Here is a 24,932-nt window from a genome sequence, read left to right on the forward strand (position 1 = left end):
TCCCCCGCCGCCGGGACACGCGTCCCCCGCCGGAGGGAGGGTGCGGGTCAGGCGGCCAGAGCGGCGTAGGCCCCGTCGGCGTCGAGCAGCGCCGTGTGGGTGCCGCGCTCCACGGCGCGGCCATGGTCGAGCACGACGATCTGGTCGGCGTCGCGGACCGTCGACAGGCGGTGCGCGATGGTGATGGTGGTGCGCCCCTCGGCGAGGGTGTCGAACGCGCGCTGCACCGCCCGCTCCGTCTCGGTGTCGAGGGCGCTCGTCGCCTCGTCGAGCACCAGGATGCGCGGGTCGCGCAGCAGGGTCCGCGCGATCGCGATGCGCTGCTGCTCGCCGCCGGAGAAGCGGTGGCCCCGCGAGCCGACGACGGTGTCGTAACCGTCGGGCAGCCCGCTGATCAGGTCGTGGATCCGGGCCGCCCGGGCGGCGGCCACCAGCTCGGCGTCGGTGGCGTCCGGCTTGGCGTAGCGCAGGTTTTCCCGCACGGTCGTGTGCAGCAGGTACGTCTCCTGGCTCACCACGCCGACGACGTCCGCGAGATCGGTGAGGCGCACGTCGCGCAGGTCGACGCCGTCGATCGTGACCCGGCCGGCGGTCGGGTCGTGGAGCCGGGCGATCAGGGCGGCGATCGTGCTCTTGCCGGATCCGGTCTCGCCGACCAGGGCGAGCGAGGTCCCGGCGGGCACGTCGAGCGTGACATCGTCGACGGCCGGGGCGTCGCTGCCCGGGTACGTGTAGGAGACGCCCTCGAACCGCAGGTGCCCGCGGACCCGCTGCTTCGGCAGCGGCACCGGCCGGGCCGGGTCGCCGACCTCGACGGGCAGGTCGAGGTACTCGAAGATGCGCGCGAACAGCGCGAGGGACGCGGTCAGCGAGACACCGACGCCGAGCAGGCCCATCAGCGGCCGGAACAGCCCGGCCTGCAGCGCGGTGAACGCGACCAGCGTGCCGATGCTCAGCGTGCCCGCGGTCATCGGCAGGCCGGCGCTCAGGTAGATGACCGCCGGGATCGCCGCGAAGATGATGCTCATCGAGGCCATCCGCCAGCGTCCGGCCAGCTCGGAGCGCATCTCCAGATCGATCAGCCGCCGCGAGGACGCGGTGAACCGGTCGACGAGTGCCGCACCGGCGCCCATGGTCTTGCTCAGCCGCACGCCGCTGACCGACAGGCCCTCCTCGATCGTGACGTTGAGGTCGGCCAGCTCCCGCTGACGCCGCGCGGTGATCTCGCGGCGCATGCTCGCGACCTTGCGGGTGAGGTGGATCGCGGGCGGCAGCACGACCAGCGAGACGAGGGACAGCCGCCAGGACAGCGCCGCCATCGCGACGGCGGTGGCGACCGCGGTGGTCAGGTTGGCCGCGATGGAGGTGGCGGTGCTGGTGACGACCGTCTCCATCCCGCCGATGTCGTTGGTGATGCGGGACTGCACCTCGCCGGTGCGCGTGCGGGTGAAGAACCCGATCGACTGGCGCTGGAGGTGGGCGAAGACGTCGGTGCGCAGCCGATGCATGACCTGCTGCCCGACCTTGGTCGAGATCCAGGTCTGCGCCACGCCGAGCGCGGCGGTGACCGCGGCGACCGTGACCATGCCGACGACCAGCCAGACCAGCAGGGTGGTGTCGCGCTCGGGGAGGGCCTGGTCGATGACCTCGCGCAGCAGGAACGGAGCGGCCATCGCGATCACCGACGAGGCGACGATGATCAGCACGACGGCGACGAGCTGCCCGCGGTGCGCGGTGAACAGCCGGCCGATGCGGGCCAGGGAGACCTCGCGGGCCTGGGACTTCTCCGCCTCGGTGAGTTCGCGGGGGCGGCGGGCGCGGGTCGGGGGATGGGGCTCCAAGCGGGGGTCCTTTCGTTCGGAGACATATCGTTAGGAGGCATATTGAGGTTACCTCACTATGAGGGTGTAACAACAACCCCTGGTACCGTATTCCGGTGGAGAGCACGGTGGACGGCACCGCCGACGACGGGCTGGCCGAGACGTTCTGGAGCGTGGCGCGCCGGCTGCGGCACCAGACGCGCACGACGCTCGAGCCGTGGGGCGTCACCCCCGGTCAGTCGCGTGCGGTCAACGTGCTCGTGCGCCACGGCGAGATGCGGCTGAGCGAGCTGTCCGAGCACCTGCGCATCGCGCCGCGCTCCACCACCGAGGTCGTCGACGGGCTCCAGGAGCGCGGCCTCGTGCGGCGGCATCCCGACCCGGCTGACCGCCGGGCGACGCTGGTGGTGTTGACGGCTCATGGCCGTACCGTCGCCGAAGCCATCCGCAGTGCACGCTTCGCCGAGGGTGAGCGTTTCTTCGCCGCTCTGTCACCGGCGGACCGGGCCGAGCTGTCCCGCATCCTCGACAAACTGCGGGAATGACGCGGGCGGCGGGCATAAAGCCGGACCGCCAGGGCACCTCACCCCGATGGTTGACGCACGCGAACACGGCCTTGCCGGCGACGGGCGGACCAACGACCAGCCGGCTCTCCAGCGGCTCGTCGACGAGGTCGGCGACGCCGTCGAGCGCGACGGCATCCCCCGCACGATCCACTGCCCGGCCGGGGTCTACGCGATCCAGGACGCGGGCACGGTGTGGCGCAGCGGTGTCTCTCTCGTCGGTGACGGCCCCGCTGCCACCCGGTTCGTGCTGTCCAACCCCGGTGCGCCCACCACCGCGACGCCGCTGGCCTTCTTCACCACCCTCCAGCACGGCGCCTCGACCGGACGCTGTATCGCCGACGTCACGTTCGCGGCGTTCGAGATCGACGGTTCGGCGATCACCCTGCCGTCGTACGACGTCCTCGCCAAAGGGCTGGGCCTGCAGTACGTGCTGCGCGGCACCTTCCACGACCTGCACATCCACGACACCCCGGCGACCGGGTTCGGCTGCGACTTCCTCCAGGACACGACGGTGGCGCGGGTGCTCGCCGAGCACTGCGGGCGCCTGGACACCGGCTGGGAGCGGGGTGGCGCCGGCATCGGCATCGGAGTCGGCGGCTGGGGTGACGTCGAGCGGCTGACGATCAGCGATTGTGTGACGCTGCGCAACGGCACCAACGGCATCTTCCTCGAGCTCCAGCAAGCCGACTGGACCAGGCCGCGGGGCATCCGGGTGCTCGGCTGCCACGCGCAGGGCAACTTCTACGGCATCTCGGATTGGGGCGCCGACGGGCTCGTCGTCTCGGGCTGCACGATGATCGAGAACCACGTCGCCGGCTTCGACGTCTCCGGTCAGGGCACCACGCACATCGCCGGCCGCTACGGCGTGGTCAGCGGCTGTGTCATCGACGACAACGTCGGCGAGGGAGTGAGCATCGGCAACACCCCGGGCGGGTACGCGGTCGCGTCGAGCCGGATCAGCCGCAACGGCGGCCACGGGTACCGGCAGCACAACCTGCCCGGCGCGCGGAGCCTGCCGGCCTGCGACATCGTGATCGAGGGCAACGACATCTGGGACAACGGCCGCGACGGCATCCGGATCGACGGCTCACTCGTCGACGCGTTCCTGGTCGACAACCGGATCCGGGGCAACGGCCTGCGCGAGGGCGGCGCGGGCATCACCATCAACGCCCGGGTGGAGGGGGCGACGCTGCGCGGCCAGCGGATCTGGGACCGCCGCGACCCGCCGACGCAGCACAGCGGCCTGCGCGTGACGGCCCGCGGCTCCCTGGTGAACACGGCGTTTTCCGACCTCGACGCGGTCGCGACCGCGTAGGCCGAACCGGCCTCAGGCCAGTGCCGCGGCGTGCTCGGCGGGCAGGACCGCATACTGCCGCAGCGACAGATCCCGGAACGTCACCGGACCGCGCGGACCCGGCACCCGGTCGATGTTGATCCCGGTCTCCGGCACCGACAACAGCTTGAAGCCGTCGAGCAGGCGGGTCGTGGCGTTCCAGAACGCGCCGGTGCCGGCGTAGGCGGCCAGGAACTCCCGCGCCGCCGCGCCGTCCTCGGTGACGATGCCGGCGGCCAGCCCCGACGTCTCCTCGTTGGCGACCCGCGCCGCGTGCAGCGGGCCGTCGACCGGCGCGATCGTCACCGTCGCCTCGCGGTCGGCGTCGAGGGCCCATTCGTAGCCGAGCGGGTGGTCGTGCGGCGGCAGCGACGCCGCGATCGACGGGCTGCGGCCCGCCAGTCCGGCGACCACGCCGGGCACGATCCCGTCCCACAGCGACGCGTGGACCAGGAGCAGGTTGAGGCGGTTGCACACGCCGAGCCGGTCCAGTCCGGCGTCGATCAGCGCGAAGGCCTTGTCCCGGTCGGCGGCCGTGTCGAGATACAGGACCCCGCCGCCGTCGGCGTGGGCCAGGGTGCGCACGCCGTTGAGCGCCGCCTTCTCGGCGAGGCTGCGGGTGCTCTCGCCGCTGCCGCGCAGGATGACCAGCGGGATCAGGCCGGGCTGCGCGACCAGCGCCTCGGCCGAGCCACGGCCCTTGGCGCGCACCAACTGGATCGCGGCGGCGTCGAGGCCGGCCTCGGTCAGCGCGGGCGCGACGACCTCGTCCATCAGCGCGATCGCCGAGGCCAGCGCCGCCGAACCGGTGCGCAGGACGCCGCCGTTCTGCGACTTCACGAGCTGGGACGCGACGTCGACCGTCACGTTGGGGCGGGCCTCGTAGTTGGCGCCGATCACCCCGACCGGGCGCCGCCACTCCTGGAGCACCAGGCCGCCGTCGAGCCGGCGGATCGTGCGGCGGGCCGGCTCGGGCTCGACGTCGGCGAGGATGTTGAGCTGGTCGGCCATCGCCGCCAGCCGGGCCTCGTCGAGCCGGAGGCGGTCGAGCAGACCGCCGCTCATCCCGCTCTCCTCCGCCGCGGCCTGGTCGGCGCGGTTGGCGGCGAGCACCGCGTCGCGCGCGACGTCGAGGCGCCGGGCCATGCCGCGCAGCGCCTCGTCGATCGTCTTCGCCGGTGCGGCGGCCAGGGAACCGGCTGCGGCGCGGGCGGCCCGGGCGGCCTCCGCGACGACGGATTGGACGTCAGTCACGATCAACGAGTCTAGCCATCCCCACCGGCGGACCCGCAGCGTGGACGGCATCGGCGGCCGCCGGGCGATGCTCGCCGTGTCCGCCCGGCCCCGGTTCTCAGGCGGCGTGCGCGCTGATGCCGGTCGCCTCCGCCGGGCTCGGCTCGATGCCGGCGGCGCGACGGAGGGTGACCGTGCACGCGGTGGCTGGATTACCGGAGATCGGTCTGGGTATCGTGACCCGATCGCCGACCAGGAGAGTGATCGTGATGGACGCGCAGGACCCGACCGGGATCGACCCGCTCAGCCCGGAGGGCAAGGCGCGTGATGCCGCCCGCCGCGAGGCCGAGCAGCGGCAGAGCCTCCTGTTCCGGGAAGGGCGTGGCGGCCAGGTGGACGAGGGCGCGGTCGACTCGACGGGCCGGCGGATCGCCGACCCGCGGCGGGGGACTCAGCTCGACGAGGACATCTGAGGCACGGACAACAACCGCAGGGCTTTCGCCTCGCGTTTCGCGCGGTACATCTCCGCGTCCGCGCGCTGCGGCAGCCGCTCCGCGTCCCGCGGGTCGCCGTCGACGAGGCCGACGCTCGCGCGGACCTGGAGCCGCTGTCCCGGCACCGGCTCGTCCAGCAGGCTCAGGAAGCACCGCGCGACCTGCGCGGCGCCGGCCGCGTCGAGGCCCGGCAGCACGACCGCGAACTCGTCGCCGCCGATGCGCGCCGCCGTTCCGGCGGGCGGGGTGCTCGCCCGCAGCCGCTTGGCGACGCCGGCCAGCACCACGGTGCCGATCTGGTGCCCGTGCGTGTCGTTGATCGACTTGAAGTCGTTCAGGTCGACCAGCGGTACCGCCGCCATCCCCGCGTCCGCCGCGGACGTCAGCCGCTCCCGGGCCTTTTCCGGGCTTTTCCGAGGTCGCTCCAGCTCACCGGATCGGGGTTGCTTCGCGGGTGCTCCAGCGGTGCGTTCGGGTTCCGGGTGAGAATCACCCTCGACGGGGGAAAGAGGACTGTGTGCGGTGTTTGGGCGGGCGCTACCGGCTCCGGCGCAAGCTGGGCCAGGGCGGCATGGCGACGGTGTGGCAGGCTCATGACGAGGTGCTGGACCGCGACGTGGCCGTCAAGCTGCTGACACCCGAGCACACCGCCGACCAGGAGGCCTTCGACCGGGCCCGCAACGAGGCCCGCTCCGGGGCCCGGTTCGCCCATCCCAACGTGGTGTCGGTCTACGACTTCGGCACCTCGAAGCGGGCCGGCCGGGGCACCGCGTATCTGGTGATGGAGCTCGTCGAGGGCCAGCCGCTGGACGAGGCGATGCACGGCGGCCCGCTCGACTGGCAGGTCGCCGGCCGGGTCTGCGCCGAGGTGAGCGCCGGCCTCGCCGCCGCGCACACGCACGGCATCGTCCACCGGGACATCAAGCCCGCCAACGTGGTCCTGACGGCGTCCGGCGCGAAGATCCTCGACTTCGGCGTGGCGGCCCGCGCGGGCGACCCCGACCACCTGCCCGACGGCACGCTGCTCGGCACGCCCGCGTACCTGGCGCCCGAGCGGCTGGACCACGGCCCGAGCAGCCCGGCGGCGGACGTCTACGCCGTGGGCGTGCTGCTCTACCAGTGCCTGACCGGCCGCCTGCCGTGGCGGGCGAACACGGACGAGCAGGTGCTCCACGCCCACCGGTACACCGCGCCGGCCCCGCTGCCGCCGATCCCCGGCATGCCGGAGGATCTGGCCGAGGTCTGCACGGCGTGCCTGGACAAGGTCCCGGAGTGCCGCCCGACGAGCGTGGCCGTGGCGCTGATCCTGGCGGCCGCGGTCGACGTGGCGGTCCACGTCCCCCCGGTCCTGCGCGCCCGCCCGTCCTCGGCGGGCCCCGCGCTCCACGCCTCGACGGTGGCCATCTGACCCGCCTGCCAGGCTCGGCATGCTTCGCGATCCCGCACATCTCCGGCGGATTCGGCCTGCCGCAGGACATCGCGGTCGCGCGCCAGCGGCTCGTCGAAACGGTGCTGGCGGGCCTCAGGATCACTCGTGGGGCAGCAGGAACCGCCAGTTGACCTGCATCCGCATGCCGTCCGGCGCGCGGAACACCGGCCACTGCGCCGGATCCGGGTGCGGCACCGCGCGGACCAGCGCCCGCGCCTGCCGGCCGCGCAGGTCGAGCAGCGCCACGAACTCGTCCTTGCCCGGGTGCGGCACCGGCACGCCGGCCGGCCACGGCACGGGCTGTGTCCCGGTGCCGCCGGTCGGCTGCGCCGGGTCGAGCATCACCGCGATCATCCGCACCGCGTCGGGCCGCCACGCCGAGCCCACCTCCGTCGTGCGGTCGCGCAGCCGTGTCACGTGGTCGAGCAGCGAGTACACCGGCGTCGGGTACGCCCGGTCCTGCCGCGTCTCCTCCAGTCCCTCGAACCGCAGGCTGTAGCGCCGCCCGGGGGTCCGCGCCGTGAACACCGTCCACGGCACGTCGGCGACCACCGGCGCGCCGGGGCGGCGCCGTGCATTGGCGGGGTCGCGCAGGACGGTCGTCGTGTGGTTGCGCAGCGAGCGCAGCGTGCCGGGACTGACCCGCAGCCGCCGGGTCGCGTCCGCGATGAGGACGCCGTCGTCGTAGGCCGCCAGCCGCGCGGGCCGCAGCGCGTTCCAGCCGGCCGGCACGAACCCGCCGGTCAGCTCCCAGAGCAGGACCGGCTGCGGGCGGTGCCCCGCCATCGACTCCAGCGCCGTCTCGATTGAGCTCTCCGGCTCGGCGAGCGCCACACCCGTGCCCCCGACCGCCGTCGTTAGGCCGATCGCACCCGCGGCCACCAGCAGACTTCTGCGGTTCATGGTCTCGTCGCTCCCGTCCCGCCGGGCACGGTTGCCCGGCATCACTGACGTTAACGACAAATCGCTATAAAAGCCTCGGAAATGGTACGACCTGAGCAGTCGATGCCACGTTGGTAGGGTTTGCCGTGCGCGTGTCGGGGAACCGGACGACGCGATCCCGACCCCGCTTGGGAGCACCGCATGACCGACCACTGGCACACCCCGCTGCGCCACGTCAAGGGCGGCGAGCTGAGCGGCGACACCCGCCAGACGTCCGGCATGACCCGGCTGGAGGCGATCTCCGGCAAGACCGTCGGCTCGTCGAAGGTGTGGATGGGTCAGACCCGTGTCGCGCCGGCGACCTCCTCCGGCGACCACCACCACGGGGCGACGGAGACAGCCATCTACGTCGTCTCCGGCCACCCGGTCTTCGTCTTCGCGGAGGGGCAGCGGGAGGTCCGCCTGGAGACCTCGCCGGGCGACTACGTCTTCGTCCCGCCGTTCGTGCCGCACCGCGAGGAGAACCCGGGCGCGGAGGAGGCCGTCGTCGTGATCGCCCGCAGCAGCCAGGAAGGGGTCGTGGTCAACCTGCCGAGCCTGTTGGCGCCGGCGGACTGACCGGGCCGCCCGCGCCGCGCGGCGTCCGCCGTGCGGCGCGGAGGGTGGGGCGTGCGACGAGATCCATGCGGACATCCTGCCGACGGGGTCCGACAAATTTGCCGCGTCCCGGCCATGCTGTGTTTGAAGCGTTGCGGAGAGTTACCGGCGCCGGTGGCGGTTTGACGGCCGCCGGGGGTGTCGGGTTGGCTCGGTGGTGTGCCGGGCGGGTTCACGGAGCGTCGGGACACCGCGGCATGGCCGCGAGAAGAGGAGGTGCGACTGGTCGTTATCGACGGGCCCAGCACGGGTACGGGGTCCGGCATGGCGGAACTGCAATGGCTCGGTGTGCTGAGGCACGGACAGAGCACCGGCAACGTCCTCGCGCAGGACGCCGAGGTCAGTGGGCTCGAGGTCATCGACATTCCGGAGCGTGACGCCGACGTGCCGCTGTCCGACCTCGGCCGGGAGCAGGCCGCCGCGGTCAACCGGTGGCTGCGGGGCATGCCGGGCGACGACCGGCCGGACGTGGCGGTCGTGTCGCCGTACCTGCGGACGCTGCAGACGGCCGAGGTCGCGCTCGACGGGACCGGAATCCGGGCCGTGCGCGACGAGCGGCTCCGGGACCGGGAACTGGGCATCCTCGACCTCCTGACGGCGTACGGGGTGGAGGCGCGCCTGCCCACGGAGGCGGCCCGCCGGAAACGGCTCGGGAAGTTCTACTACCGGCCGCCCGGCGGCGAGTCGTGGGCCGACGTGGCCCTGCGGCTGCGCAGCCTGCTGCGGGACGTGCGCGAGGAGCATCCCGGCGGCCGGGTCCTGCTGGTCGCGCACGAGGCTGTCGTGCTGCTCGTGCGGTACCTCGTGGAAGGGCTCACCGAGCCGGAACTGCTGGCGATCGCCCGCGACACGACCATGGCGAACTGCGCGGTGAGCAGTTGGCGGGCCGAGGGCGGGGTCCTGCGGCCCGAGCGGTTCAACGCCGTGGACCACCTGCGTCGCGAGGGGACGCCGGCGACCCGCCAGGAGGACGTCAATGCCGAGCCCGTCTGAGGGGAGCCGGGGCCAGGGGAGCCGCGAGCGCCAGAGCGTCATCACGCCCGGGTTGCTGCGGGGCTGGCGGCTGCCGGAGCGGGAAGGGGGCAAGGAGACCCGTGGGACTGTGCTCGTCATCGGTGGTTCGCGGAACACGCCCGGTGCGGTGCTGCTCGCCGGCATCGCCGCGCTGCGTGCCGGGGCGGGACGGCTCCAGTTGGCGGTCACCGAGAGTAGCGCCACCGCGCTGAGCATCGCCGTGCCCGAGGCGAAGGTCGTCGGGCTGCCGGAGACCGCGGAGGGCAGCGTCTCCGGCGACGTGCCGGAGCACCTGCTGCGGCTCGTCGCCGAGGCCGACGTCGTCGCGGTCGGGCCCGGGCTCGACAGCGTGCCCGAGACGATCGCGATGTTGCGGGCGACACTGGCCGAAGCCGCGCCGAGCACCGCCTTCGTCCTCGACGCCTACGCGCTCGGCGCCCTCAGCAAGCAGCCGGGGCTGCTCAAGGGGGAGGAGCGGCCGGTGGTCCTCACGCCCAACCTGGTCGAGGCCGGGCACCTGCTCGGCGAGGCGCCGGGCGACGACCTCGCGGCGGTGGCCGTGACGCTCGCCGGGCGGTACCGCGCCGCGGTGACCCTGCACGGGCACGTCGCCGCGCCCGACGGACGGACCTGGCGGGAAGAGAGCGGCGACGTGGGTCTCGGCACGTCGGGCAGCGGCGACGTGCTCGCCGGGGTCGCCGCCGGACTGCTGGCGCGTGGTGCCGAGCCGGCCCAGGCCGCCTGCTGGGCCTCGTTCGCGCACGCGGTGAGCGGTCAGCGCCTGGCGCCGCGGTACGGCCGCACCGGCTTCCTGGCGCGGGAGCTGCTCGACGAGATCGCGTACACGATCGGCACGGTCGGCTAGCGCCAAGGCCGTGCGGTCGAGCCGTGCGGTCGTCTGCCAACCCCGGTGTCGCGCTACGAGATGGTGACGCGCGGTCGTGCGGGTGGGCGTCTGGTCGATCGTGGTCGCCGCTGGACCGGAGGCGGCGCGTTCCGGCACGATCGGGCCGCTCGATCTCATGATCATGGGAAAGGATGTGGCCGCCCCGATAGCCAGATCTTTCCCATGATCATGAAGTTGCCCGGCCCGGAGTGCGCCGTCCCGGGTTCAGCGGCGACCGCGATCGGCGGGCACCCGCCCGCACGACCGCGCGTCACCGGGGTTGGCGGGCGACCGGGGGGCTGAGCTACGCCGCCCAGGGGGGCGTGCCGATCGGCGTGCCGTCGCTCTGATACGCGGTGAAGCCCGCCTGTAGCGCGACGTACACCTCGGCCGCCTCGGCGCCCGGGTTGCCGACCGAGATCGGCGCGCCGGCCGGGACGACGGCCGAGTCGCCGGGTCCGAGCAGGTCGCCGTCGGGCGTGACCCGGATCTGCCCGGAAAGCACCACGAAGACCTCGTCACGGTCGATGGTGTGCGCGTTCGACTCGAGGCCGGCCGGGACGGTCAGCCGCCACGCGCACACCTGCCGTGACCCGTTGCTGGGTCCGGCGAAGACGGTGAACCGCGCGTCGCCGAGCTCGAATCGCGGCGCGTCGGCCGCTCGCACGATACTCATGGGTTGTCGCTCCTCCTGTTGTGCGGCCAGACCGGGCCGCGAAGCCTGTGGTACCTCTCCCGCTAGAAGCTAAACTAGGTTTCGTACTTTTGTAAATGGGGTTTCGTATGTCGGATGTCAACCCGTCCGCCGAGGAGTTGCGGGCGCTGCCGCTCGGCCGGCTCCTGCTGCACGCCCACCGTCGCGCCCAGGCGGCGTCGCTGGCCAAGCTCCAGGCGAGCGGCCACGCCGACGTACGGCTGGGCCACCTGCCGGTGCTGACCGGCCTCGACCCGTCGGGCACCCGGATCACGGAGCTGGCGGCGCGGGCCGGGATGACCCGGCAGATGATGGGCCGGCTGGTCCGGGAGCTGGAAGTCCTGGGCTACGTCGGTTCGCGTCCGGACCCGACGGACCAGCGCGCGGTGGTGGTGACGCTGACGGACCGCGGCGCGGCATTCTTGTCCGACGCCCCGGCGGCGATAGCCGAGGTCGACAGCGATGTCGCGACCCTGCTGGGCCCGGCGGACCTGGCGAAGCTCCGCGAGATGCTGGTCCGCATCAGCGCCTCGTAGCCGCGGCTCGACGATCCGGATCGGCGGAATCGGACTTCACCACGCGGGAGCGTCCGAGCATCACCGTCGGCTGGGATCGATGTGCGCCGGTGCGCCGGTGCGGGGACGGTCCGGCGGGTCAATCCGCCACGTGGCGGTCGGTCAGCGCGAGGCGGACCAGGGTCTCGGCGCAGGCGTGGACCTGGGCCAGCGAGACGCGCTCGTCGGGGCAGTGGCCGTAGCCGACGCCGGGGCCGTACTGGACGGTCGGGATGCCGGCGGCCGTGAGCAGGCGCAGGTCTGAGCCGTACGGGGCGCCGACGACCGCCGCCTCGGCGGCGGAGGTGCCGGCGTGCGCGGCGATGACCCGCTGGACCAGGTCGCTGCCGTCGGGGCAGCGGCCCGAGGCGAACTGCCCGCCCCACCACTCCACCGTCACCGGGTGCTCCTTCAGCCACGGGTCGGCGGCGCACGCCTCGGCGACGGTCCGCTCGAACACCACCCGCGCCTCGTCGACCGGCTCGTCGAGCGCCACGCCGAAGCGGCCCTCGGCGACGAGCAGGTCGGGCACGGTGGAGGCCCAGTCGCCGGCGCGGACCGTGCCGATCTCCAGCGGGTAGGCGACGTCCCACCGGCGCATCATCGGGTCGACGTCGCGGTTGCGGAATTTCTCCAGCGCCCGGAGCACCGGGAAGATGAGCTGGAACTTCTCGACGGCGCTGACCCCGCTCGTGCGGGCGCAGGCGTGCGCGGCCAGGCCCGGCACCCGCAGCCGGAAGGTGAGCGCCCCGCCGTTGGCGGCCAGCACGTCCAGCGCGGTCGGCTCGGTGATCACGCAGGCGTCGGCGCGCCAGCCACGGTCGAGGGTGGCGTACGTGCCGAGCCCGCCGTCCTCCTCGCCGACGACGGCGGCGAGCAGCACGTCACCGGCCGGCCGTGCGCCGCTGCGGTGCAGTGCCAGCAGCGCCGACAGCGCCGAGACGAAACCGCCCTTCATGTCGCAGGCGCCCCGGCCGTGGGCGTGCCCGTCGGCGATCCGGCCCGAGTAGGGGTCGGCGGACCAGGTCGACGGGTCTCCCGGCGGTACCACGTCCAGATGCCCGTTGAACATGAGCGTCGGCGCCGCTGGATCCGTGCCCGGCAGCCGCGCGACCAGGCCCCACGCCTCGTCGCGGTGGACCTCCATGCCGGGGAAGTCCGGCCGGGCGGACAGCTCGGCCACCGGGATCCGCCACAGGTCGATCTCGACGTCCTCGGCTTGCAACCGGCGGGCGATGTGGTGGACGATCTCACTTTCCGCCGCGGTGCCGCCCACACTGGGTATGCGGATCAGGTCGGCGAGCGTGGCGACCGCCTCGTCGCGGGCGGTGTGCAGGGCGGAGAGGGCGGGATCATGGTTCGCGAGGGCATTCACCAGGGCAATGTATGTCGTTGACGCTCATGACGTACAACATCAGAAACGGCGGCCGGGGAAGGCTCGACGCCGTCGCTCGCGTCGTGGCCGAGGTGTCGCCGGACATCCTCGCGGTGCAGGAGCTGCGCGGTGAGCCCGACCTGGGGGCACTGACCGGGATGCGGGCGCACGTCGCGCGCTCGGCCGGCGGCCAGCCGGTCGGGCTGTTCTTCGCCCGGCACCTGCGGGTGCTGGCGGCGGGGGTGGTGCCGCGGCCCTTCTTCCACGCCGCCGCGTGGGCGCGGGTGGCGACGCCGGGCGGGCCGCTGACGGTGGTGACCGCCCACCTCTTCCCGCTGTGGGGGAGGGTCCGGCGGACCGAGGCGCGCTGGCTGGCCGGCGTCGTCAAAGACCGGAAGGATGCCGTACTGCTGGGAGACCTCAACGCGCTGGACCCGTACAGCGACCACGCCGCCCGGCTGGCGACGCTCTCCCGGCGGTACCGGCGGCGGCACGAGCACCGGTGCGGCCGCGGCGTGGACACGCGGGCGATGGCGCTGCTGGCTCGGCGCGGCCTGGTCGACGTCTTCCGCCGGTGCGGCACCGGTCAGGCGTGGACCGTGCCGACCCGGCTCGGCGGCGCGGAGTTCACCGAGCTGCGGCTCGACTACGTGCTGGCGACCCCGTCGGCCGCCGGGTGGTTCACCGAGTGCCGCGTCGTGACCGGCGGGGCGGCGGAATCCGCGTCGGACCACTACCCGCTGATGGCGCGGGCGACGTGGTGACCGGCTCGCGCGGGTCGGCCTGCTCGCGGCTCGGCGGCTGGCGGCGATAACCACCCAGCGGCGGGTTCGCCACCAAACGGATGGCGGGGCGCTGGCCGGGGGCGGGCAGCCAGCCGAGGAAGCGGTTCCACAACTGCTCGGCGCCGTACTGGCGGAGGTCCTCGGCCGCGTCGGCGACCCGCAGCGCCATCAGCGTGCGCAGCTCGGCGGGGCTCTCGCCGTGGTCGGCGATGAGCTGCTGCCGTTTCGTCGCACAGGGCCACGGCTCGGCACATCCCGTGCACCGCCACGTCGGCCGTGCGGGGATGTGCGCGACAGTCACCCCAGACTCCCCGGCCGCGCGAGGTCGAGGCGCCGCAGGGCGTAGACGAGCACCGAGTTGCGGGCGCTCACGTACTGGTCGCACGGCCACGGCTGGTGGCAGTCGCGACACTGCTCACCACGCTTGAGCTTGTTGGCCAGCCAGGACCGGGGGCGGGGCTGGTGGCGGCGGCGCTGTCTCACGAGCTCTTTGAGGTCCATGGGGGTTCCCTTAGGTCGCCGAGGTCGGGCGGGTGGGGTCCTTCTCGACCGGCTGTCTGGGCTTGCCGAGGCGGAGCGTGGTGTGCAGGACGTGCTGTGCCGTGAGATGCGGACGGTAGCGGGCGCGCTTCGCGCGGTACATCGCCGCGTCGGCCCGGTGGACCGTGTCGGCGAGATGGGCGAACGGCTCGACCGGGACGAGCCCGACCGAGGCGCTGACGGTGATGGTGTGGCCGCCCAGCGGCATCGGCGCGGCGAGCGCCTCGGCGAGCCGGTCGGCCTGTTCCTCAGGGGGGCCGCCGCGGCACGCGATCAGGCCGGCGAACTCGTCGCCGCCCAGGCGGGCGACCAGCCCCGGCCCGGCGCACGCGACCAGTCGCTGCGCGACGGTGACCAGGACCGCGTCGCCGGCGGAGTGCCCGTACACGTCGTTGATCTGTTTGAAGCCGTCGACGTCGAGGACGATCGCGACCAGGGGGTGGCGGTCGAGGTCCGCGACGAGCGTGGCACCGCGCTGGTAGAAGGCACGGCGGTTGGGCAGGCCGGTGAGCGCGTCGTGGCTCGCGGCGTGTCGCTCGACGTTGAGCTCGGACCGCAGCCGAGCGACCTCCTGCTCCGCGCGTCGTGCGCGCAGATACATGCAGAGGCTCGCGCAGGCCCCTGCCGCCGTGGCCGCACCGGCCAGGAGGGCGAGGGGATCCATATGCGCGTCCCTTTCAAGATCGCAGCTAGGGAAGGGGCCCGATCGTTTGGGAGCGAACGTCCGGTTTCGATCACAAATTGTGAGCGCATCCGTACATTCGCACATGCGCTAGCATGCGCTTTATCGGCTGCAGACGCAAGAGCCGATGCACGTGCAGATGCAGTTCGCTCCGTGAACTTTCCACCAATGCGCCAGAGAGATGTCCATGGAACAGACGTACAACGGGATGCCGGCCGGCGACCTGACGGGTGTGACCTGGCAGAAGAGCCGCCGTAGCAACCCGAGTGGCAACTGTGTCGAACTGGCCCGGCTGCCTGACGGGTCCGGCTTCGCCATGCGGAACTCACGGGACCCCGAGGGCCCCGCGCTCATCTACACTTTCGACGAGATCGCCGCCTTCGTCGACGGTGCCCGTGACGGCGACTTCGACAATCTGTTGGCCTTGTTCCGCCGCCCGGCCGGCTGAGCCGTTCGGTTGAGTTAAGCCGCCATGAGTGGGAGGAAGGCTCGCCCGCCGGTTCGATGTGAGCCCACTCCCGCTTACTATCCGGTCATGGCATGCTTACTCCGGCCGTCGCGGGGGAAGCCCCGCGACGCGATTGTTTGACATCCCGGAGGCAGTAGGTGACGACCGGAACACCAGAAGGAGCATCCGGAGGCCCGACGGTCCTCCGGATGCTGCTGGGCGCTCACCTGCGCCGGTTACGTGAAGCACAGGGTGTCAGCCGGGAAGACGCCGGTTGGGAGATCCGCTCGTCCGAGTCGAAGATCAGCCGCATGGAGCTCGGCCGTGTCGGCTTCAAGGAGCGCGACGTCGCCGATCTGCTCACCCTCTACGGGATGGACGACCCGGTCGAGCGGGACCGCCTGCTCGCCCTCGCCCGCGAGGCGAACAACCCCGGCTGGTGGCACCGCTTCGGCGACGTCCTGCCGAACTGGTTCCAGTCCTACCTCGGCCTCGAGGCCGCCGCCGCGCTCATCCGCACCTACGAGGTGCAGTTCGTCCCCGGCCTGCTGCAGACCCGCGACTACGCCCGCGCCGTCGTCCTCCTCGGCCATGGCCGCGCCAAGCCGGAGGAGATCGAGCGCCGCGTCGAGCTGCGGATGAAACGGCAGGAGATCCTCACCCGGGAGCAGCCGGTCAAGCTGTGGGTCGTCGTCGACGAGGCCGCGCTGCGCCGCCCGATCGGCGGGCTCGACGTGATGCGCAACCAGGTGGATGCCCTGCTGGAGGTCAACACCCTGCCCAACGTGCGGCTCCAGGTCATCCCGTTCCAGGCCGGCGGTCACGCCGCCGCGGGCGGTGCGTTCTCGATCCTGCGCTTCCCCGACGAGGACCTCCCCGACGTCGTCTACATCGAGCAACTGACCAGCGCGCTGTACCTCGACAAGCGCGACGACGTGGACCTGTACGCGGAGGCGATGGAGCGGCTGTGCGTCGAGGCGCACCCGCCGACCGAGACCTCGAAGATCCTTGAGGAGATCCGGAAGGATCTGAACGTCTAGGTTTGCCGTATGGCAGATCGTTTGGACGGCACCGTCGCGCTCGTCACCGGCGCTTCCAGTGGTATCGGCGCGGCGGCCGCACTGGCACTGTCCGCAGAGGGCGCCGCGGTCGCCCTGGCCGCCCGCCGGACCGACCGGCTCACCGACCTCGCCGCGCGGATCGCCGTCGCCGGCGGTGACGCCATCGTCCTGGAGACCGACGTCACCGACGAGGCGCAGGCCCGGCAGGCGGTGGAGCGGACCGTCGACGAACTCGGCCGGCTCGACACCCTCGTCAACAACGCCGGGGTCATGCTCCTCGGCCCGGCCGTCGACGCGCCCCTCTCCGAGTGGGAGCGGATGGTCTCCATCAATCTGATGGGGCTGTTGTACTGTGCACACGCCGCGCTGCCACACCTGCTGGAGGCCGCCGGGAAGCAGCCGCGGCGGGTCGCCGACATGGTGAACATCAGCTCGGTCGCCGGGCGGGTGGCCCGCAACGGCAGCGCCGTCTACAACGCCACGAAACACGCGGTGGGCGCCTTCAGCGAGGCGCTGCGGCAGGAGGTGACCGGTCGCTTCGTCCGCATCTCCCTCGTCGAGCCCGGCGCCACCGCGACGGAACTCGCGTCGCACAACCGCCCGGAGGTCCGGACCACCATCCAGCAACGGTTCGAGGGTGTCGAACGCCTCTCCGCCGAGGACATCGCCGACAACATCGCCTACATCGTGACCCGCCCGCGGCACGTCGCCGTCAACGAGATGCTCGTACGGCCCACGCAGCAAACCGGCTGAGCGGTGTTTCCCGGCCCGCCGACCGGGCATGCCATAGGAGAACACGCAGTCAAGAGTTCAGGAGGACGAATGAGTGGCGTGACCGAGACCATCGACGTCCATGTGCCGGTGCGCACCGCCTACAACCAGTGGACGCAGTTCGAGTCGTTCCCGCAGTTCATGAGCGGCGTCGAGTCGATCCGTCAAATCGATGACCGGCGCACCCACTGGGTCACGAAGGTCGGTGGCGTCAAACGTGAGTTCGACGCCGAGATCACCGAGCAGCACCCGGACGAGCGGATCGCCTGGAAGAGCATCGGCGGCGACACGAAACACGCCGGTGTCGTCACCTTCCATCGCCTCGGCGACCAGGACACCCGCGTGACGGTCCAGCTCGACTGGCAGCCGGAAGGTCTGGTGGAGAAGGCCGGCAGCGCCGTCGGCGCCGACGAGCGTCAGGTGCGGGCCGACACCAAGCGCTTCAAGGAGTTCGTCGAGGAGCGCGGCAGTGCGACCGGCGCCTGGCGGGGCGACATCCCGCGTCCGGGGACGACCTTCAGTTCGTGATCTTCGGCGGGTGGCGTCTGGTCGCTCGTGGTCGCCGCTGGACCCGGGACGGCGCGTTCCGGGCCGCTCGACCTCATGATCATGGGAAAGATGTGGCTGCCCAGGCAGTCACATCTTTCCCATGATCATGAGGTCGAGCGGCGTGGCGGCGGATTGCGGTGGAACGCGCGCCGGTCGGCACACCTCGGCGGCGACATTCTCCCGGCCCAGCCCGAATTATCGGTCATGGCAATGCCGTCTCGTCTGGGACCACATCGCGGCGGTGCTGGCCGAGGCCGACCTGACCACGCGGAACCTCGCGAAGGTCACCACCTATCTGGCCGACCGGCGATATCGCGAGGCCAACGCCCGCATCCGGGCGGAGGTGCTGGGCGACCACCGGCCCGCGCTCACGATCATCATCACCGACATCTACTCCGAGGCGTGGCTGCTGTAGATCGAGGCGATCGCCGTCGCCTGACGGCGCGTTCAGCCGCCGGTCTTCGCGTGCGGCTCGGCGACCTTCTTGGACTGCGACGAGCCCCGCTGGCGCAGGAAGATGCCGGCCACGACGAGCACCCCCACCGACATGAACTCGCTCTGCCAGTTCTGCATCGACTGGAACCAGAACTCGCTGTTGGCGAGGAACTGCCAGAAGTGCACCGGCTGTCCGCCGTGCAGGGCCTGGGACTCGTTGTAGGCCGCCGTGCCGCCGAGCAGGTGTAGCACGAACGAGACGAGGAACAGGCCGGCCAGCAGGATCGTGAGACTGTTGCTGTAGAGCTTGAGCGCCAGGCCGCCCCGGCGGACCGGCCACGGCGAGCCGGGCCGGCGCTGCCGCTCCGGGTCGTCGTCGGCACCGCCGAGCGGCTGCGACTCCGGGGAACCCCGCTGCAGGACGAACGCGGTGAGCCAGACGTAGGACGCCATCTGGAGGAACTCCGACTCCCAGTTCTCGAAGACGGACTCGACGAAATCGCCGCTGCCGAGGTACCGCAGGTAGCTCTGCACCGCTCGGCCGTGGTCGGCCAGCTCGGCGTTCTGGGTGTGCCAGCCGAACACGCTCTGCAGCACGATGAACAGCACGAACGCGCTGAACATGACGACGGAGAGGGCATTGAACCGGAGCCAGCGGCGCATGACCTGTGCATTCCCGGTATCGCCGCCCGGTAATCAATCGACCTGACGGCGAACGCCGGCCCGGCCGGTCAGCCGCGGGGCCGTCGCGACGGCCCCGGCGAGCGCGCCGATGGCGGCTCGCCGGGGCTCGCGGTGCGCGGTGAGCGTCGCTCCGGCGGCGGCGCCCATCAGCGCGGTGAACCCGATCCCCTGCACCCGCTTCGCGTCCATGCCGACGACGCTGCGCGACACCGACGCCAAGCCTCAGGCCGGGGCCTGGGATCGGGGGTCTCAGACCGGAGCCGGCACGATGGCCAGCAACTGCGTCGGCGGTTCCAGAGCGTCGACCAGCGTGTCGCCCTCCAGCCAGAGGCCGCCGGCCCGGCAGACCAGGGCGGCGGCCGCCTCCACCGGACAGGGCAGCAGGGCGCCGCACGCGCCGCAGCGGCTCGGGTCGTCCGGGTCCCGTACGAGGTGACGGGTCTGCAACTCAGCGGCGGTCTGCACCAGCACGCTGTCGGGATCGAGGTGCAACATGGCGATGATCGTGCCGCCGCCGGGCGCCGCGCTTGCGGTACGAAACGGGTGAAAGCGCAGGATCACCCGCTTACCGGCTCGGCTGCCCCGTTCCCGCGCACTGGTCCCCGCTCCGCGTCACCCCGTCGGGCTGGTGCGGCGGCGTGGCCGAGCCGGCGTTGACGTGGACCCGGGCGCCGCACACCGGGCACCGGCTCATCGCTTCTCCTGCGGTCGCGGACATCGGACGTACCCCCCAATGGAAAAAGCCGGACAAGGCAGTGATGCCCCTTGTCCGGCCGTCCCGAACATGTCATGCGCTCACGCCCGCCTGTTCGGCGGCACCCGACTTCGCCAGTTCGGGAGATGCTGTGTCCAGCGGCACGTTCGGGGAGCGGACGAGACCGATCTCGACGGCCGGGTGGCCCGCGACGGCGTCGAGCACCCAGTCCGCGACGACCCGCGTGCGGTTGCCGGGCAGCGACATCAGGTGGTACCCGCGGGTGACGACCTTCGCCGGCCGGCCCGCGAGCGGCACGTGCAGCGGGTTCGCGGCCGCGTCCTTGCCGCCGAGGTCGACGAGGAAACCGAGGTCCCGGTGCCGGTACCGGCGGGGCCGGCCGACACCGAACGTCGCGGCGACGTTGCGCGCCGCGAGTTCGCCCTGCCGGACCGCGTGCTGAGCCGTCATCGGCGTCAGCTCGCCCGGCCGGGTCAGGTCCGGCACGGCCGCGGCGTCGCCCGCCGCGAACGCGTCCGGATGCCCGGGCACCTGGAGGTACTCGTCGACACACAGCCGGCCGTGCTCGGTCCGCAGACCCAGGTCGGAGATGAGCGGGTCGGGCCGCGCCCCGACGCACCACACCAGCGTGTGGGTCGGCACGACCCGGCCGTCGCTGAGTCGGACCCGGTTGTGCATGGCCTCCTCGACGGAGCAGCCGGTGAGGACCTCGACCCCGCGCTCGCGCAGCACCCGGTCGGCGGTCCTGGACAGCCGCGGCGACAGCTCGGGCAGCACCCGCGGCGCGGTGTCCAGCAGCAGCCAGCGGACCCGTTCGCCGGCGAGGGACGGGTGGTGGCCGAGCAGCTCGCGGGTGGCCAGCTCGCAGTGTGCCGCGACCTCAGTACCGGTGTAGCCCGCCCCGACGACCACGAACGTCAGCCGCGCCGCCCGCTCCGCCGGGTCGGTCTCCTCCGCGGCCAGCTCCACCTGCCGGACGAGGTGGTCGCGCAGGTACAGCGCCTCCGGCAGGCCGCGGAAGCCGTGCGCGTGCTCGGCGACGCCCGGGATCGGCAGCAGCTTGTTGACGCTGCCGGCGGTGAGGATGATCCGGTCGTACGAGACCTCGCGCCCCTCGCCCTCCGGATTCCGGTAGTGCACCACCCGCCGGTCGAGGTCGATGTGATCCGCCTCACCGAGCAGGAGCCGGGCCCCGGGCAGCGTGGCCGGCAACGACACCGTCACCCGGCGCGGCTCCAGGATGCCGGCCGTCACCTCGGGCAGCAGCGGCAGGTACAGGAAGTAGTCGTTGGGGTTGAGCACCACGATCTCGGCGTGCCCGCGGGACATCTGCAGCAGCCGGCGCGCCGCGTGGTACCCGCCGAAGCCGGCGCCGACGATCAGGATGCGAGGTCTCTGCATGGTCGGATCCGTACCCGGAGCGCGGGCGCTCAAGCCGTACCCCGGATGATCGCTTCCATGGCCCCCACCAGTCCCCTGCTCTCGGTGCTGCGAGCAGCCCAGGTCGCGCGCGTGCTCGCCGCCAGCACGATCGGGCGCATCCCGCTCGGCGCCGCGCCGGTCGCTCTCCTGCTGTACGCCCGGGAATCCCTGTCGATCGCCGCCGCCGGCCTCCTCGTCGGGGTCTACACCGCGGGCCTGGCGATCGGGGGACCGGTGCTCGCCAGGGTCGCGGACCGGTTCCGGCAGCCGCCCGTCATGCTGCTCGGCGCCGCCGTCTCCACCGCCGGGTTCGTGGTCCTGGCGCAGGGCGTGCCGCTGTGGAGCGCGCTGATCGCCGTACTGCTGGCCGGGCTCGGCGCGCCGCCGTTCGAGGCGGGCCTGCGGGTGCTGTGGCGCGACCTGCTCGACGAGGACCGCGTGCCGACCGCGTACACGCTCGACATCGCCGTGCAGGAACTCATCTTCATCTTCGGCCCGCTCGTCGCCGGCGCCGCGGTCGGTCTCGGCGGCGGCGTCGCCGGCGTCTACGTGACCGCCGGGCTGCAACTGCTGGGGACGCTGTGGTTCGTGAGCACCCCGGCGGTCCGCCACTGGCGCGGCGAGCACGCCGAACGGCACTGGGCGGGCGCGCTGCGCTCGGGCCAGCTCCGGTTGCTGCTGGTGGCGGTGATCCTGGTCGGCGCCGGCGTCGGCAGCCTCCCGGTCGCCGTCATCGACTACGCCGAGTGGGCCGGCGACCGCTCCTGGTCGAGCTGGATTCTGGCCGCGCAGGCGGGCGGCGCGTTCGCGGGCGGCCTCGCGAACATCCGGTTCAAGGTCGACGGCCGCCGGCTGCCGTTGCTGGCGGCGTTGCTCGGACTGGGCTATCTTCCGCTGCTGCTGACGCCTTCGTCACCGGTACTGATGGTGCTGCTGGCGATCCTGTGCGGCATCTGTCTGCCGCCGTTCCTGGCGGCGACGTTCATGACGGTGGACCGCATCGCCCCGCCGGGCACCGCGGCGGAGGCGTTCGCCTGGGTGGCGACGGCGTTCTCGGTGGGCGCCGCGGCGGGCGCGGCCGTGGACGGCGTGATCCTGGACGCGACGTCGGCCGTCCGAGCCGGCTTCGTCCTCTCCCCGGCGGTGATCCTGCTCGCGGTACCGTGGGTCCGCCCGGTGGCCCGCCGTGCTGGCACCCGGTGACCGGCACCTCGATCACGCGCTGGCCGGACCGCCCGGTCCGGCGGCCGTGCGCCGCGCTCCCACCGCCCCACGCCACGGCCGCATTCGAGCCGATCACCGACCAACACGATCCCGAGCCCCCGCCTCCCGCTCGGCTGGTGAGCGCCACCGCCCGCTCGCGACGGTGTCGAGCGGGAGTGGCCAGCCGGCCCGCGAGGGTTCTCTTTGTTGGTGTGCCTGGAGTGGGCGGTGCCCTGGAGTGAGCTGTGGGCGGGGGCGAGGGTGGGCGGGACCAGGGGTGGGTGGAGGGCTCGTTCGGGCGGATTCGGTAGCGACGCGAACGGATATGCCAGAAATGCCGGACAAATCCGATTTAATGGCTATCGTCGAGAACGACGCGGCCCATCGGTAGTGCAACGGGGGACGGTGGTCGCCGCGAGCAGCGGGTCCGGGTGGCAACAGTGCCACACGGGCCCGTTCTGTTTGTCGCGTACAGTTCCTGGGTGACCCCGCACGACCCCCACCGCATCATCGACGAGATCGGCGCCGACGTGGCCGCCGTGCCCGGCATCGATCCTGGCCGCCTCGCCATCTGCCTTGCGGTCTTCGACGAGCTGCAGGCCCTGCCGCCGGACCACCCCGACGTGCTGCGTGTGCGGCGGGCCACCTCGCACCTCTACAAGCATGTCAAGCGCCAGCGGCGCAGCGACAAGCGCGCGGCGGTCACCGAGGCCGACCGTCTGGTCACCGAGGCCACCGCGACCGGCGCGCCCGGCCGGATCGACGACGAGACGCAGGGTATCCCGCTGGTGTCGCCCACCGCCGGGGCGACCGCCGGGCGCCTCAAGCGGCCCCGGTCCTGCTACACCTGCAAGGACCGGTATGTCGACGTCGACGCCTTCTACCACCAGCTCTGCCCCGCCTGCGCCAGGCTGAACCGGGAGCGCCGCGAAGCCCGCACCGACCTCACCGGCCGCCGTGCCCTGCTCACCGGCGGGCGGGCGAAGATCGGCATGTACATCGCCCTGCGCCTCCTGCGCGACGGCGCGCACACCACGATCACCACCCGGTTCCCCGGCGACGCCGTGCGCCGCTTCGCGGCCATGCCCGACAGCGGCGAGTGGCTGCACCGCCTGCGGATCGTCGGCATCGACCTGCGCGACCCCGCCCAGGTCGCCGCGCTCGCCGACGACGTCGCCGCACAGGGGCCGCTGGACATCCTCATCAACAACGCGGCACAGACCGTGAAACGAGCCCCGGGGTCGTACGCGCACCTGGTCGCCGCCGAGTCCGCGCCCCTCGAACTCGACGGGCCGCTACCGGAGACGGTCACCTTCCACAAGGCCGCGCCGTACGCCCACGACGCGCCGGTCGAGCTGCTCGCCGGGACGCCGACGCTGATCCCGCCGGACGCGCTCACCGCGCTGGCCCTCACCAGCCGGTCGGCCACCCCGGAGCGGATCGCCGCGCTGACCGCCGTCGACGCCGGCGGGCTGGTGCCGGACCTGGCGTCCGTCAATAGCTGGACCCAGCGGGTGCACGAGGTCGAGCCGCTGGAGCTGCTCGAAGTGCAGTTGTGCAACGTCACGGCGCCGTTCATCCTGGTGAGCCGCCTGCGTCCGGCGCTCGCCGCGTCGCCCGCGCGCCGGAAGTACGTCGTCAACGTCAGCGCGATGGAAGGGCAGTTCAGCCGCCGGTACAAGGGGCCCGGCCACCCGCACACGAACATGGCGAAGGCGGCGTTGAACATGCTCACCCGTACGAGTGCGGAGGAGATGCTCACCGACGGCATCCTCATGACCGCGGTCGACACCGGCTGGATCACCGACGAGCGGCCGCACCCGACGAAGATGCGCCTGCACGAGGAGGGGTTTCACGCGCCGCTGGATCTCGCCGACGGCGCCGCCCGGGTCTACGACCCGATCGTGCGCGGCGAGCTCGGCGAGGACATCTACGGCTGCTTTCTCAAGGACTACAGCCCGTCCGCCTGGTGATCAGCGTAACTGGTACTGCAACGTGAACTTGCCGACCTGGACCTCGTCGCCGTCGTTGAGGGTCGCGCTCTTGACGCGCTCGCCGTTGACGTAGGTGCCGTTGAGGCTGCCGAGGTCGAGCGTCGAATAGCCGAAGCCGCCGCTGTTGCGGTGGAACTCGACGTGCTTGCGGCTCACCGTGTTGTCGTCGAGGACGATCTGGTTGGCCGAGTCGCGGCCGCAGCGCACGACGTCGCCGTCGAGCGCGAACTCGGCGCCGGCCTCGGCACCCTTACGGATCTTCAGCGTGGCCCGCCCCGTCGGCAGCTTCTCCATGTGGGCGGTCAGGTCGAGCGGCTGCGTCGGGCCCTCGGGCGCGGCGATCGCCGCGCTGGCCAGCAGCTCCTCGGAGGTCACGATCGGCACGCCCCAGTGCCGGGCCAGGGCGATCGCCTCCAGCGGCGCGGCCGGCACGCGGATGCCCTCGCCGAGCACCAACTGGAAGGGCGCGCCGGCCGAGACGACCTCGATCGCGCGCAGCGGCGCCCGCAGCGCGGTCAGCGCACGCTGGAACAGCTCGGCACTGATCGGCTCGTCCATGTCGCGCGGACCGCCGTCAACGGGGAACTGCAGGTGCCGGCCGGAGGAAGACTCCTTGAGCAGGACCATGGGGCGGCTCTGCCACGTCTGGGCCCGCACACCCACCACGACGAGCTGTTGCATGCCCCGCCTCCCGAGTCCGACGTCC

Annotated in this window: 30 protein-coding genes; 16 read left to right on the forward strand and 14 right to left on the reverse strand. The window is 72.5% G+C overall.

All coding sequences use genetic code 11. The features are described from left to right. Positions 1 to 47: 47 nt before the first annotated feature. Entirely contained in the window at positions 48 to 1,841 is a 1,794-nt protein-coding gene (locus tag Drose_RS11185) for an ABC transporter ATP-binding protein (protein WP_313900014.1), read from the reverse strand. A 95-nt stretch (positions 1,842 to 1,936) separates the two neighbouring features. Between Drose_RS11185 and Drose_RS11190 the strand changes: the two genes are divergently transcribed. Continuing rightward, positions 1,937 to 2,365 (forward strand): MarR family winged helix-turn-helix transcriptional regulator, encoded by a 429-nt coding sequence (locus Drose_RS11190; protein WP_260728097.1) that lies wholly within the window; start codon positions 1,937 to 1,939, stop codon positions 2,363 to 2,365. Positions 2,366 to 2,411: 46 nt separating this feature from the next. Next, positions 2,412 to 3,701, forward strand: a complete 1,290-nt coding sequence (locus Drose_RS11195; protein ID WP_260728098.1) for a right-handed parallel beta-helix repeat-containing protein — start codon at positions 2,412 to 2,414, stop codon at positions 3,699 to 3,701. A 12-nt stretch (positions 3,702 to 3,713) separates the two neighbouring features. Here Drose_RS11195 and Drose_RS11200 read toward each other — a convergent pair whose 3' ends face one another. Further along, on the reverse strand, positions 3,714 to 4,973 hold the full coding sequence (locus Drose_RS11200) for an aldehyde dehydrogenase family protein (RefSeq protein WP_260728099.1): 1,260 nt from the start codon (positions 4,971 to 4,973) through the stop codon (positions 3,714 to 3,716). A 248-nt stretch (positions 4,974 to 5,221) separates the two neighbouring features. On the opposite strand from Drose_RS11200, the gene Drose_RS11205 reads away from it, so the two are divergent. Then, on the forward strand, positions 5,222 to 5,425 hold the full coding sequence (locus tag Drose_RS11205; RefSeq protein ID WP_260728100.1) for a hypothetical protein: 204 nt from the start codon (positions 5,222 to 5,224) through the stop codon (positions 5,423 to 5,425). Here Drose_RS11205 and Drose_RS11210 read toward each other — a convergent pair. After that, positions 5,404 to 5,808 (reverse strand): GGDEF domain-containing protein, encoded by a 405-nt coding sequence (locus Drose_RS11210; protein WP_260728101.1) that lies wholly within the window; start codon positions 5,806 to 5,808, stop codon positions 5,404 to 5,406. The genes Drose_RS11205 and Drose_RS11210 overlap by 22 nt on opposite strands. 155 nt (positions 5,809 to 5,963) lie before the next feature. Here Drose_RS11210 and Drose_RS11215 point away from each other — a divergent pair, with 155 nt between their 5' ends. Then, the gene (locus Drose_RS11215; protein ID WP_260728102.1) at positions 5,964 to 6,854 is read left to right on the forward strand and encodes a serine/threonine-protein kinase; all 891 of its coding nucleotides are present in this window, start codon (positions 5,964 to 5,966) and stop codon (positions 6,852 to 6,854) included. Positions 6,855 to 6,974: 120 nt separating this feature from the next. On the opposite strand, the gene Drose_RS11220 is transcribed toward Drose_RS11215, so the two are convergent. Then, a complete protein-coding gene (locus tag Drose_RS11220; RefSeq protein WP_260728103.1) occupies positions 6,975 to 7,778 on the reverse strand; it encodes a hypothetical protein in 804 nt (267 codons plus the stop codon). Positions 7,779 to 7,958: 180 nt separating this feature from the next. Here Drose_RS11220 and Drose_RS11225 point away from each other — a divergent pair, with 180 nt between their 5' ends. The 3 genes from Drose_RS11225 (at position 7,959) to Drose_RS11235 (ending at position 10,293) form a co-directional block, all read left to right on the forward strand. After that, entirely contained in the window at positions 7,959 to 8,375 is a 417-nt protein-coding gene (locus Drose_RS11225) for a cupin domain-containing protein (RefSeq protein ID WP_260728104.1), read from the forward strand. A gap of 255 nt (positions 8,376 to 8,630) precedes the next feature. Further along, positions 8,631 to 9,407, forward strand: coding sequence for a histidine phosphatase family protein (locus tag Drose_RS11230; protein WP_260728105.1), 777 nt, complete (start codon positions 8,631 to 8,633; stop codon positions 9,405 to 9,407). Beyond that, the gene (locus tag Drose_RS11235) at positions 9,391 to 10,293 is read left to right on the forward strand and encodes an NAD(P)H-hydrate dehydratase (protein ID WP_260728106.1); all 903 of its coding nucleotides are present in this window, start codon (positions 9,391 to 9,393) and stop codon (positions 10,291 to 10,293) included. Before Drose_RS11230 ends, Drose_RS11235 begins: the two co-directional genes overlap by 17 nt. Positions 10,294 to 10,618: 325 nt before the next feature. Here the strand turns inward: Drose_RS11235 and Drose_RS11240 are convergent, their stop codons facing one another. Beyond that, positions 10,619 to 10,990, reverse strand: a complete 372-nt coding sequence (locus Drose_RS11240) for a cupin domain-containing protein (protein WP_260728107.1) — start codon at positions 10,988 to 10,990, stop codon at positions 10,619 to 10,621. 107 nt (positions 10,991 to 11,097) lie between these two features. Here Drose_RS11240 and Drose_RS11245 point away from each other — a divergent pair, with 107 nt between their 5' ends. After that, the gene (locus tag Drose_RS11245) at positions 11,098 to 11,544 is read left to right on the forward strand and encodes a MarR family winged helix-turn-helix transcriptional regulator (protein ID WP_260728108.1); all 447 of its coding nucleotides are present in this window, start codon (positions 11,098 to 11,100) and stop codon (positions 11,542 to 11,544) included. A gap of 118 nt (positions 11,545 to 11,662) precedes the next feature. Here the strand turns inward: Drose_RS11245 and Drose_RS11250 are convergent, their stop codons facing one another. Then, complete coding sequence (locus Drose_RS11250; protein WP_260728109.1) at positions 11,663 to 12,937, reverse strand: ArgE/DapE family deacylase; 1,275 nt, start codon at positions 12,935 to 12,937, stop codon at positions 11,663 to 11,665. A gap of 26 nt (positions 12,938 to 12,963) precedes the next feature. On the opposite strand from Drose_RS11250, the gene Drose_RS11255 reads away from it, so the two are divergent. Further along, positions 12,964 to 13,701 (forward strand): endonuclease/exonuclease/phosphatase family protein, encoded by a 738-nt coding sequence (locus Drose_RS11255; RefSeq protein ID WP_260729691.1) that lies wholly within the window; start codon positions 12,964 to 12,966, stop codon positions 13,699 to 13,701. Here the strand turns inward: Drose_RS11255 and Drose_RS11260 are convergent. Genes Drose_RS11260 through Drose_RS11270 form a run of 3 tightly spaced genes read right to left on the reverse strand, consistent with a single transcriptional unit; the run spans position 13,619 to position 14,926 of the window. Then, positions 13,619 to 14,023, reverse strand: a complete 405-nt coding sequence (locus tag Drose_RS11260) for a hypothetical protein (RefSeq protein ID WP_260728110.1) — start codon at positions 14,021 to 14,023, stop codon at positions 13,619 to 13,621. The two genes, Drose_RS11255 and Drose_RS11260, sit on opposite strands and share 83 nt — an antisense overlap. After that, positions 14,020 to 14,223, reverse strand: coding sequence for a hypothetical protein (locus Drose_RS11265; RefSeq protein ID WP_260728111.1), 204 nt, complete (start codon positions 14,221 to 14,223; stop codon positions 14,020 to 14,022). The genes Drose_RS11260 and Drose_RS11265 overlap by 4 nt, the downstream gene beginning before the upstream one ends. Before the next feature lie 10 nt (positions 14,224 to 14,233). Further along, positions 14,234 to 14,926, reverse strand: a complete 693-nt coding sequence (locus Drose_RS11270; RefSeq protein ID WP_260728112.1) for a GGDEF domain-containing protein — start codon at positions 14,924 to 14,926, stop codon at positions 14,234 to 14,236. A gap of 205 nt (positions 14,927 to 15,131) precedes the next feature. On the opposite strand from Drose_RS11270, the gene Drose_RS11275 reads away from it, so the two are divergent. The 5 genes from Drose_RS11275 to Drose_RS11295 all read left to right on the forward strand — a co-directional run bounded on the left by Drose_RS11275 (position 15,132) and on the right by Drose_RS11295 (position 18,188). Further along, positions 15,132 to 15,392 carry a DUF397 domain-containing protein gene (locus Drose_RS11275; protein WP_260728113.1) on the forward strand — a complete coding sequence of 87 codons (261 nt, stop codon included), beginning with the start codon at positions 15,132 to 15,134 and terminating at the stop codon, positions 15,390 to 15,392. Positions 15,393 to 15,601: 209 nt separating this feature from the next. Further along, positions 15,602 to 16,432 carry a helix-turn-helix domain-containing protein gene (locus Drose_RS11280; RefSeq protein ID WP_260728114.1) on the forward strand — a complete coding sequence of 277 codons (831 nt, stop codon included), beginning with the start codon at positions 15,602 to 15,604 and terminating at the stop codon, positions 16,430 to 16,432. A 9-nt stretch (positions 16,433 to 16,441) separates the two neighbouring features. Next, a complete protein-coding gene (locus Drose_RS11285) occupies positions 16,442 to 17,206 on the forward strand; it encodes an SDR family NAD(P)-dependent oxidoreductase (protein ID WP_260728115.1) in 765 nt (254 codons plus the stop codon). A gap of 69 nt (positions 17,207 to 17,275) precedes the next feature. Then, a complete protein-coding gene (locus tag Drose_RS11290; RefSeq protein WP_260728116.1) occupies positions 17,276 to 17,752 on the forward strand; it encodes an SRPBCC family protein in 477 nt (158 codons plus the stop codon). Between the two features lie 262 nt (positions 17,753 to 18,014). Beyond that, complete coding sequence (locus Drose_RS11295; protein ID WP_260728117.1) at positions 18,015 to 18,188, forward strand: RidA family protein; 174 nt, start codon at positions 18,015 to 18,017, stop codon at positions 18,186 to 18,188. A gap of 32 nt (positions 18,189 to 18,220) precedes the next feature. Here the strand turns inward: Drose_RS11295 and Drose_RS11300 are convergent, their stop codons facing one another. The 4 genes from Drose_RS11300 to Drose_RS11315 form a co-directional block, all read right to left on the reverse strand. Then, positions 18,221 to 18,871 (reverse strand): DUF6766 family protein, encoded by a 651-nt coding sequence (locus Drose_RS11300; protein WP_260728118.1) that lies wholly within the window; start codon positions 18,869 to 18,871, stop codon positions 18,221 to 18,223. Between the two features lie 33 nt (positions 18,872 to 18,904). Then, positions 18,905 to 19,102 carry a hypothetical protein gene (locus Drose_RS11305; protein WP_260728119.1) on the reverse strand — a complete coding sequence of 66 codons (198 nt, stop codon included), beginning with the start codon at positions 19,100 to 19,102 and terminating at the stop codon, positions 18,905 to 18,907. Between the two features lie 39 nt (positions 19,103 to 19,141). Continuing rightward, positions 19,142 to 19,387, reverse strand: coding sequence for a hypothetical protein (locus Drose_RS11310; protein ID WP_260728120.1), 246 nt, complete (start codon positions 19,385 to 19,387; stop codon positions 19,142 to 19,144). 292 nt (positions 19,388 to 19,679) lie between these two features. Continuing rightward, positions 19,680 to 21,008: an NAD(P)/FAD-dependent oxidoreductase gene (locus tag Drose_RS11315; protein ID WP_260728121.1), complete on the reverse strand. Its 1,329-nt coding sequence runs from the start codon at positions 21,006 to 21,008 to the stop codon at positions 19,680 to 19,682. A 57-nt stretch (positions 21,009 to 21,065) separates the two neighbouring features. Here Drose_RS11315 and Drose_RS11320 point away from each other — a divergent pair, with 57 nt between their 5' ends. After that, positions 21,066 to 22,232, forward strand: coding sequence for an MFS transporter (locus Drose_RS11320; protein ID WP_260728122.1), 1,167 nt, complete (start codon positions 21,066 to 21,068; stop codon positions 22,230 to 22,232). A 539-nt stretch (positions 22,233 to 22,771) separates the two neighbouring features. Next, the gene (locus tag Drose_RS11325; protein ID WP_260729692.1) at positions 22,772 to 24,205 is read left to right on the forward strand and encodes an SDR family NAD(P)-dependent oxidoreductase; all 1,434 of its coding nucleotides are present in this window, start codon (positions 22,772 to 22,774) and stop codon (positions 24,203 to 24,205) included. Here the strand turns inward: Drose_RS11325 and Drose_RS11330 are convergent, their stop codons facing one another. Continuing rightward, on the reverse strand, positions 24,206 to 24,907 hold the full coding sequence (locus tag Drose_RS11330; protein ID WP_260728123.1) for an FHA domain-containing protein: 702 nt from the start codon (positions 24,905 to 24,907) through the stop codon (positions 24,206 to 24,208). Positions 24,908 to 24,932: the final 25 nt, after the last annotated feature.

It is taken from the genome of Dactylosporangium roseum, from assembly GCF_025264685.1.
Taxonomy (GTDB): Bacteria; Actinomycetota; Actinomycetes; order Mycobacteriales; family Micromonosporaceae; genus Dactylosporangium; species Dactylosporangium roseum.